Annotated in this window: 2 protein-coding genes; both read left to right on the top strand. The window is 71.1% G+C overall.

Going from position 1 to position 3293, the window contains the following annotated elements; all coding sequences use genetic code 11:
• Window positions 1-1936 (top strand): condensation domain-containing protein (locus AQI94_RS42230; protein ID WP_225890425.1); only part of this gene is annotated, 1936 nt, incomplete at its 5' end.
• Window positions 1933-3293 (top strand): condensation domain-containing protein (locus tag AQI94_RS42225; RefSeq protein ID WP_225890424.1); only part of this gene is annotated, 1361 nt, incomplete at its 3' end. The genes AQI94_RS42230 and AQI94_RS42225, both read left to right, overlap by 4 nt.

Below are 3293 nucleotides of genomic sequence, written 5' to 3'. Positions count from 1 at the left end.
CGGTGTGGTCGGCGAGGGCACCGACCGGCGACTGGCCGCCTACGCGGTCCCGGCCGACCCGGCCGACGGCATACCGACGGTGGGCGAGCTGCGCGACCATCTGCGGCGCGGACTGCCGGACTTCATGATTCCGTCGTACTTCACCGAACTGTCCGCGCTGCCGCTGACCCCGAACGGCAAGGTGGACCGCAATGCACTGCCGGCCCCGGACGGCATGCGGCCACGGCTGGACGGCTTCGCCGCCCCCACCACCGCGACCGAGGAACTCCTCGCAGGCATCTGGGCCCAGGTCCTCGGCCTGGACCGCGTCGGCGTCCAGGACAACTTCTTCGAACTCGGCGGCGACTCGATCATCAGCATCCAGGTCGTGGCCCGCGCCAGGAAGGTCGGCCTGCACTTCACCGTGGCCCAGCTGTTCGACCACCAGACCGTCGCGGGACTGGCCACCGTGGCCACCGCGGAGGACGCCGCCGACGCGGAACAGGGCCCCGTCGTCGGTGCCTTCCCGCTCACCCCGATCCAGCGCTGGTTCTTCGAGCAGGAGACGCGAGAGCCCGGCCACTTCAACCAGTCGATGCTGCTGGAGGTCGCCGAACCCGTCGAGACCGAGGCGCTGCGAGTTGCCGTGGCAGCGCTGCTGGAGCAGCACGACGCCCTCAGGTCAAGGTTCGTCCGGGAGGGGACCCACTGGGCCGGCCGGGTGATGGCCGCCGAACCGGCCGACGTCGTGCATGTCGTCGAGACGACCGGCCGGGACGACCAGGACGAGTGGGCGTTCCTGGACGCCCGCGCCGACGAGGCGCAGGCCGGCCTGGACCTGGCCGACGGACCGCTCGTACGGGTGGTGCTGTTCGACCGGGGCGCACGGGGACAACTGCTGTTCCTCGTCGCGCACCACCTGGTCGTGGACGGCGTGTCGTGGCCGGTGCTGCTTGAGGACCTGTCGGTCGCCTACGGACAGGCCGCCCGCGGCCTCCCGGTGAGGCTTCCGGCCAAGACCACGTCCTTCATGCGATGGGCCCAGCGTCTCACCGAACTCGCCCACTCCCCGGAACTGGCCGCCGAGGCCGCGTACTGGCGGACGGCCGAGGCCACCGCGGTCCCGCTGCCCCGCGACCACGACGGACCCAACAGCCTCGCTTCCCTGCGCGACCTGTCGGTCCGTCTCGGTACGGAGCAGACCGAGCGCCTGCTGCGCGACGTCCCGGGCGCGTTTCACACGCAGATCAACGACGTGCTGCTGAGCGTCCTCGGGACCGTGCTCACCGAATGGTGCGCCACCCCGCACGTGACGGTCGATCTGGAAGGACACGGCCGCGAGGACGTGGGCGCCGACATCGACGTGTCACGGACCGTGGGCTGGTTCACCAGTGTGTACCCGGTCGTCCTCGGCGGCACGAGCGGCGGCGACGACCCGGGCGCGGCCCTGCGCCGGACGAAGGAACGGCTGAGGGAGGTCCCCCGCAAGGGCCAGGGCTACGGCCTGCTGCGTCACCTCGGGGACTGGGAACCGGGCCCCGGCCCCGAGGTCGCCTTCAACTACCTGGGGCAGACCACCCAGGCGGTCGACTCCGCCGGCGCCCCGGCCGGACGGTTCAGGCCGACGGGCAGGGCGCTCGGCAGGCCCCAGGCCACCCTCGGGGACCGCACCCACCTGCTGGAGATCAACAGCCAGATCGCCCACGGCCGCCTGGAACTGGTGTGGATGTACAGCGACCAGGTCCACGACGAGTCGACCGTACGCCGACTGGCACAGCGCTACATCGACGCTCTCGACGAGCTGATCGCGTACTGCTGCCGCCCCGACACCGGCGGCTACACACCGTCCGACTTCCCGCTCGCCGGCCTCGACCAGGACGTCCTCGACCTCATCCAGCAGCGCTTCGACTCACCTGCCGTCCCCGGTGAAGCCGCCGAATCCGGAGGAGCATCATGACCGCGTTCCACACCACGGCCGGCCGGCGGGCCCGCGCGATCGAGAACATCTACCCGCTCACCGCACTCCAGCAGGGCATGCTCTTCCACACGGAACTGGCCGATGAACCCGGCATGTACTGGGTCCAGAACGGCCTGCTGCTGGAGGGCGAGCTCGACCTCACCGCCCTGCGACGGGCCTGGGAACTCATGTTCAGCCGCCACGAGGTGCTGCGCACCACGGTCGTCTCGGAAGGCGTGCCCGAGCCGCTGGCGGTGGTGTCCCGCTCGGTCCCGCTGCCGCTGCGGGTACTGGACCTGTCAGAGCTGGACGAGGCCGCACGGCAGCAGGCCCTCGACGACTACCTGGCTTCCGACTGGGAGCAGGGCGCCGACTTCACCGCGCCGACCCTGGTACGCCTCGCCGTGATCCGGCTGGCTCCCGCACGGCACCAGCTCGTCTGGAGCTACCACCACATGCTGCTGGACGGCTGGAGCGACCCCATCGTGGTGGGCGAACTGCTGGAGTCCTACCACGCGTTCCGCGAGGGCGGCGAACCCCGGCTCGCCGTCCGCAGACCCTTCCGGGACTTCGTGGCGTGGGTGACGGGGCAGGACATGGACACAGCCCGGGCGTACTGGCGCGAACGTCTGGCCGGATTCCGCGAGGCGACGACGCTCGGCATCGAGCGCCCCACCGGCGACCGGGGACCCGGCGAGAGCCGGGTCCCCCTGTCCCCGGAGGCCGCCGCGACCGGAGTGGCGGACTTCGCCCGCCGCCACCGGCTGACCCTCAACACGGTCGTCCAGGCGGCCTGGGCGGTGGTCATGGCCCACTACTCCGGAAGCGACGACGTGGTCTTCGGAGTGACGTCGTCGGGCCGTGACGGCCGCCTCGACGGCATGGACGCGATGGTCGGCATGCTCCTCAACACCACCCCGGTCAGGATCACCCTCGACCGTGACCAGCCGGTGACGGACTGGCTGACCCGGCTGCAGGACGAACAGGTCCGGGCCCGCCGGTTCGAGCACACCCCGTTGGTGGAGATCGCCGCCTGCAGCGAACTCCCGCCCGGCAAGCAGCTGTTCCAGAGCCTCTTCGTCTTCGAGAACTTCCCGGTCCAGGAGGTGCAGCAGGAACAGCGCAACTCCGCGGCGAGCGGCCTGCGCGCCGGCGCCAACTACGGCCGCGAGCAGGCCAACTACCCCCTGAGCGTGACCGCCAGCTCCGGCCGCGAACTGACGATCAAGATGTCCTACGACCGCGCCCGGATCGACGCCGAGGCGGTGGACCGGATGGCCGGACACCTGGCACACGTCCTGGAGGACCTCATCACCGCTGACGCCGAACGGCGGGTGGGAGAGGTGTCGTTGGCGTC

This window comes from Streptomyces pseudovenezuelae (assembly GCF_001513955.1).
Taxonomy (GTDB): domain Bacteria; phylum Actinomycetota; class Actinomycetes; order Streptomycetales; family Streptomycetaceae; genus Streptomyces; species Streptomyces pseudovenezuelae.
This window is presented reverse-complemented; position numbering and strand designations above follow the sequence as displayed.